This window comes from Streptomyces beihaiensis, assembly GCF_026274175.1.
Lineage (GTDB): Bacteria > Actinomycetota > Actinomycetes > Streptomycetales > Streptomycetaceae > Streptomyces > Streptomyces beihaiensis.
This window is the reverse complement of sequence record NZ_JAPHNL010000147.1, coordinates 1-5,185: the sequence shown is the minus strand read 5'-3', so window position 1 is coordinate 5,185 and position 5,185 is coordinate 1. Positions and strand designations below refer to the sequence as shown.

Here is a 5,185-nt window from a genome sequence, read left to right as displayed (position 1 = left end):
GGCCCAGTGGCCCCGCCGGACCTGACGGGACCTGGCGAGCTCGCCAGGTCCCGGTCCTGGGAGACCTGAGCCTCAGCGGACCCGTCCGTACCAGACGCTGCGTGTCCAGATCTTCTCCTTGCGGACCACCGCCCCCGTCTTGGGCGCGTGCCAGATCCGGCCCTTGCCCGCGTAGATCCCGACGTGGTAGACGCTGCGGCCGTAGTGGAAGAAGACCAGGTCCCCGCGGCGGCGGTGGGACGAGGCCACATGGTGGCTCTTGTTGTACTGCTGGGCGGCGGTGCGGGGGAGCTTCTTGCCCGCGCGCTTGAACGAGTAGAGGGTCAGCCCCGAGCAGTCGAAACGGTGCGGACCCGTGGCGCCCCACTGGTAGGGGGAGCCCTTCTTCGACGCGGCGATGTGCAGAGCCTCGATGGCGACCGTGGCGGCGGACGCCCGGGGAGCGACGCCGGGGACCGTGATGGCGGCCCCGGCGACGACGAACGTGAGGGCCGAGGCGGTGCCGGCCCGGCTGAGCAGCAAGGGGACACGATTGAGCGGGGTCATGCGCAACCCTTCGTCAGCCGCCTGTGAAGGATGACCTGTCGGATTCGGGCAGGCGAAGATGCCCGGCCGCACTACACGGCTTCACCCCAAGGGCCCGTCGCGCTCCGCCCCCGGCGAGGCGCGGCGCGGACCCGTCGTGCTGGGTCCTCCACTCCTGCCGATCCACATCTGTCGACCTGGCGCCCGCGCGGCGGCAGGACTCGGCGTCCGCGTGGACCGCCCCACCACGGCGGCGGGGGCTTGTCGTCGCAGAGATCTTCACGCGCCGAGGCCGCCACGACCGCGCAGAACCGGCGATAAGTGAATCTCGTCACTTTTCGTCCGTTCAGGTATCCGTTGGCCTGTTCAGGTACATGCGTAGCCCTTCGGCGGGCCCGGGACCAGCGGCGGAACCGTCTCGCCCGGCCGGAACCCGCCGGTGGGACGCAACCCCGGCGCACCGGACGGCACGGCCCTGATTACGCCGTCCGAGGGTCCCTCGTCCGGGTCGTTTGGGACCGGGATTGAGCGTTTCGCCACTGCCGGGCGACCTCAACTGACTGTTTCCGGCGGCAAGGTGACCCGCCGCGTCCGCCGCTCCCCGTCCAGTACGCGCAGCGCCCGCGCCAGCGTCCGGGCGTGCACCTCGCTCTCGCCCCGCTGGTGCATCAGGTTCAGGGCGTCCCGCAAGTCCGTCGCCCGCCCGACCAGCGCCTGCGCCGCCCGCAGCCCCCGGTAGGTGTCGTCGCCGCGTGCCGGGTTGATCCGCGCGACCATGTCGACCACCTCCAGATAGGCGTCGATCAGGGCGGCCTCGGCCCGGGTCAGCGCGGGCAGCGGCGGCGGTTCCGGTGGATACATCGGCCCCTCACTTCCCGAACCGCGCGCTCGTGACGGCCCCGCGGTTGTGCACGACCCCGTCCACCAGGCCGTGAGCGAGGGCCTGCTCGGCGGTCAGCACCGTGTCCCGCTCGATGTCCGCGGCCACCTGCTCGCGTGTACGTCCCGAGTGGCCTGCGAGCAGCTGCTCCAACTGGGCCCGCATACGCACCAGTTCTCGCGCGTAGATCTCCAGGTCGGTGGGCTGGCCCTGGGCGGGCTCCGGCATCGACGGCTGCTCGAGCACCACCCGGGCGCCCGGAAGGATCATGCGCTTGCCCGGCGCCCCGGCGGCCAGCAGTACCGCGGCGACCGACGCGGCCTGGCCGAGGCAGGTCGTCTCCACCTCGCAGCTGACGTACTGCATCGTGTCGTAGATCGCCGTCATCGCGCTGACCGAGCCGCCCGGCGAGTTGATGTACAGCGAGATGTCCTGGTCCGGCGCCAGGTACTCCAGGTGCATGAACTGCGCCATCACGTCGTTGGCCGCGGTGTCGTCGACGGGTGTGCCGAGGAGGACGATGCGCTCCTCCAGGAGCTTGGCGTACGGATCGAGCGTGCGCTGCCCGGAGGCGGTGCGCTCGGTGAACTCGGGCAGGACGTATCGGCCGGACGGACGGGTCATGGTGCTCGCGCCTCCTGGGCTCGCGCGGCGCCCCTCCGCTCGGGGAGCCGCTCACGTAAAAAATGTACAGGACGTACATGACGTACGATGGGGAGCATGGCCTACGAGATTCCGGTGACGCAAGCCAGGGCTGAGCTCGCCGAACTGATCAATCGCGTGGTGTACGGCGGCGAGCGCGTCGTCGTGACCCGGCACGGCAAGCCTCTGGTCGCCCTGGTCTCGGCCGCCGACCTGGAACGACTCGAAGTGGCGGCGGAACCCGCGACGGACCCCGCGCAGGAGCCGGTGATCAGCTCGGTCTCCCGGATCGGCTCGCTCACGTCCGCCCCCGGCGAACGGCAGAGGTTCGGTATCGCGGCGGAACACCGCGGCCCCGAGGTCGGCTGACCGCGCGTATGCGAGGGGTCACCCCTCGATCAAGGAGCGGTCAAGGCGTGGTTAACGTCCCTGAAACTCCGTCGATCTAACCTTCACCCCCGCGCCACCAGGCGTTTTGGTATACCCAGTGCGCCCGGTCGGGCGTATTTGATGTGTGTTACATCTATGCCTGTCGTGGTGGCCGCGACAGCCGGTTCCCGCACGGGCCGGAAGTGTTGGACTGTGAGGTGGGACGCGTGCAACTGACCCCGCACGAGCAGGAGAGACTGCTCATCCATGTGGCTGCCGACGTGGCCGAGAAACGCCGGGCCCGGGGTCTGCGGCTCAATCATCCCGAGGCGGTCGCGCTGATCACCTCGCACATCCTCGAGGGCGCCCGAGACGGCCGCACCGTCGCCGAACTCATGTCATCGGGCCGGAAGCTGCTCAGCCGCGACGACGTCATGGAAGGCATCCCCGAGATGATCCACGACGTGCAGGTCGAAGCCACCTTCCCGGACGGCACCAAGCTCGTCACCGTCCACGAGCCGATCGTCTAGGGGCGGTGCGATGATTCCCGGAGAGATCCTCTTCGCAGAGGAACCGGTCGTGTACAACGAGGGCCGCGAGTCCACCCGCATGACCGTGCTCAACGCGGCCGACCGGCCCGTCCAGGTCGGCTCCCACTACCACTTCGCCGAGGCCAACCCCGGTCTCGACTTCGACCGCGCCGCCGCCCGCGGCAAGCGGCTCAACATCGCCGCGGGGACCGCCGTCCGCTTCGAGCCCGGCATCCCCGTCGACGTCGAACTCGTCCCCCTCGCGGGCGACCGCGTCGTCACCGGCCTGCGCGGCGAGACCGGAGGTGCCCTCGATGCCTGAGCTGTCCCGTGCCGCTTACGCGGACCTGTTCGGGCCCACCACCGGCGACCGCGTCCGCCTCGCCGACACCGACCTGCTCGTCGAGATCGAGGAGGACCGCTGCGGCGGCCCCGGACGCTCCGGCGACGAGGCCGTGTTCGGCGGCGGCAAGGTCATCCGCGAGTCCATGGGCCAGTCCCACGCCTCCCGCGCCGACGGCACCCCGGACACGGTCATCACCGGCGCCGTCGTCCTCGACCACTGGGGTGTCGTCAAGGCCGACATCGGCATCCGCGACGGCCGTATCACCGCCATCGGCAAGTCGGGCAACCCCGACACCATGGACGGCGTCCACCCGGACCTCGTCATCGGCCCGAGCACCGAGATCATCGCGGGCAACGGCAAGATCGTCACCGCCGGCGCCATCGACGCGCACATCCACTTCATCTCGCCGACCATCGTCGACGAGGCCCTCGCCTCCGGCATCACCACCCTCATCGGCGGCGGCACCGGACCTGCCGAGGGCAGCAAGGCGACCACCGTCACGCCCGGCTCCTGGCACGTCGCCCGGATGTTCGCCGCAATGGAGAGCCTGCCCGTCAACGTCGGCTTCCTCGGCAAGGGCAACACGACGTCCGCTGCGGCCCTGCGCGAGCAGCTGCGCGGCGGCATCCTCGGATTCAAGATCCACGAGGACTGGGGCGCCACCCCCGCCACCATCGACGCGTGCCTCAACGTGTGCGAGGAGTCGGGCGCCCAACTCGCCGTCCACACCGACACCCTGAACGAGGCCGGTTTCGTCCAGGACACCCTCGCCGCGATCGGCGGGCGGACCCTGCACGCCTACCACGTCGAGGGCGCGGGCGGCGGCCACGCCCCCGACATGATCACCGCGGTGTCGCTGCCCAACATCCTGCCCAGCTCCACCAACCCGACCCGGCCGCACACCGTCAACACCGTCGAGGAACACCTCGACATGCTGATGGTCTGCCACCACCTCAACCCCGCCGTCCCCGAGGACCTCGCCTTCGCCGAGTCCCGGATCCGGCCCACCACCATCGCGGCCGAGGACATCCTCCACGACATGGGCGCCATCTCGATCATGTCGTCGGACTCGCAGGCCATGGGCCGCATCGGCGAGGTCGTCATGCGGACCTGGCAGACCGCCCACGTCATGAAGCGCAGACGCGGCTCCCTGCCCGGCGACACCCGCGCCGACAACCAGCGCGCCCGCCGCTACGTCGCCAAGTACACCATCAACCCGGCCGTCGCCCAGGGCGTGGACCACGAGATCGGTTCCGTCGAGCCCGGCAAGCTCGCCGATCTCGTCCTGTGGGACCCGCGGTTCTTCGGCGTCAAACCGCAGGTGGTCCTCAAGGGCGGGCAGATCGCGTACGCGCAGATGGGCGACGCCAACGCGTCCATCCCCACCCCCCAGCCGGTGCTGCCCCGGCCGATGTTCGGCGCACACGGCGCGGCCCCGGCCGCCAACTCGTTCAACTTCGTCGCCGAGGCGGCGATCGAGGACGGACTGCCGCAGCGGCTCGGCCTCGGCCGGGCGTTCGTGCCGATCCGCTCGACGCGCGGCCGCACCAAGGCAGACATGCGGAACAACGACGCCCTGCCGCGCGTCGAGGTGGCCCCGGACTCGTTCGCGGTCACCATCGACGGCGAACTCGTCGAGCCCGCCCCCGCCGTCGAAGTGCCGCTCGCCCAGCGGTACTTCCTGTTCTGAGCGGCGACGGTACGGCCGCCGTGTCACGTTCAGCACTGCTCGTCCTGGCCGACGGCCGCTTCCCCGCCGGAGGGCACGCCCACTCCGGCGGGGCGGAGGCCGCGGTGAAGGCGGGACGCGTCACCGACGCCGCGAGCCTGGAGGAGTTCTGCCGGGGGCGCCTGCACACCAGCGGCGCCGTCGCGGCGGCCCTCGCGGCGGCC

Annotated in this window: 7 protein-coding genes, 1 pseudogene and 1 riboswitch; of the genes and pseudogenes, 5 read left to right on the top strand and 3 right to left on the bottom strand. The window is 70.9% G+C overall.

Annotated elements, in window-relative coordinates; all coding sequences use genetic code 11:
* Positions 1 to 72 precede the first annotated feature (72 nt).
* From OFY01_RS15010 to OFY01_RS15000, 3 genes are all read right to left on the bottom strand, one after another.
* On the bottom strand, positions 73 to 546 hold the full coding sequence (locus OFY01_RS15010; protein ID WP_266600085.1) for a C40 family peptidase: 474 nt from the start codon (positions 544 to 546) through the stop codon (positions 73 to 75).
* A gap of 3 nt (positions 547 to 549) precedes the next feature.
* Positions 550 to 682, bottom strand: a riboswitch (cyclic di-AMP (ydaO/yuaA leader).
* 395 nt (positions 683 to 1,077) lie between these two features.
* On the bottom strand, positions 1,078 to 1,386 hold the full coding sequence (locus tag OFY01_RS15005; RefSeq protein WP_266600083.1) for a hypothetical protein: 309 nt from the start codon (positions 1,384 to 1,386) through the stop codon (positions 1,078 to 1,080).
* Between the two features lie 7 nt (positions 1,387 to 1,393).
* The gene (locus OFY01_RS15000; RefSeq protein ID WP_266600081.1) at positions 1,394 to 2,029 is read right to left on the bottom strand and encodes an ATP-dependent Clp protease proteolytic subunit; all 636 of its coding nucleotides are present in this window, start codon (positions 2,027 to 2,029) and stop codon (positions 1,394 to 1,396) included.
* A 96-nt stretch (positions 2,030 to 2,125) separates the two neighbouring features.
* Between OFY01_RS15000 and OFY01_RS14995 the strand changes: the two genes are divergently transcribed.
* The 5 genes and pseudogenes from OFY01_RS14995 to OFY01_RS14975 form a co-directional block, all read left to right on the top strand.
* Entirely contained in the window at positions 2,126 to 2,416 is a 291-nt protein-coding gene (locus OFY01_RS14995) for a type II toxin-antitoxin system Phd/YefM family antitoxin (RefSeq protein WP_266600079.1), read from the top strand.
* A gap of 227 nt (positions 2,417 to 2,643) precedes the next feature.
* Complete coding sequence (locus OFY01_RS14990) at positions 2,644 to 2,946, top strand: urease subunit gamma (protein WP_266600077.1); 303 nt, start codon at positions 2,644 to 2,646, stop codon at positions 2,944 to 2,946.
* 10 nt (positions 2,947 to 2,956) lie between these two features.
* Positions 2,957 to 3,268: an urease subunit beta gene (locus tag OFY01_RS14985; RefSeq protein WP_266600075.1), complete on the top strand. Its 312-nt coding sequence runs from the start codon at positions 2,957 to 2,959 to the stop codon at positions 3,266 to 3,268.
* Positions 3,261 to 4,982, top strand: a complete 1,722-nt coding sequence (locus OFY01_RS14980; protein ID WP_266600073.1) for an urease subunit alpha — start codon at positions 3,261 to 3,263, stop codon at positions 4,980 to 4,982. Before OFY01_RS14985 ends, OFY01_RS14980 begins: the two co-directional genes overlap by 8 nt.
* Before the next feature lie 20 nt (positions 4,983 to 5,002).
* Positions 5,003 to 5,185: pseudogene (locus OFY01_RS14975) on the top strand (urease accessory protein UreF); the annotation flags it as partial.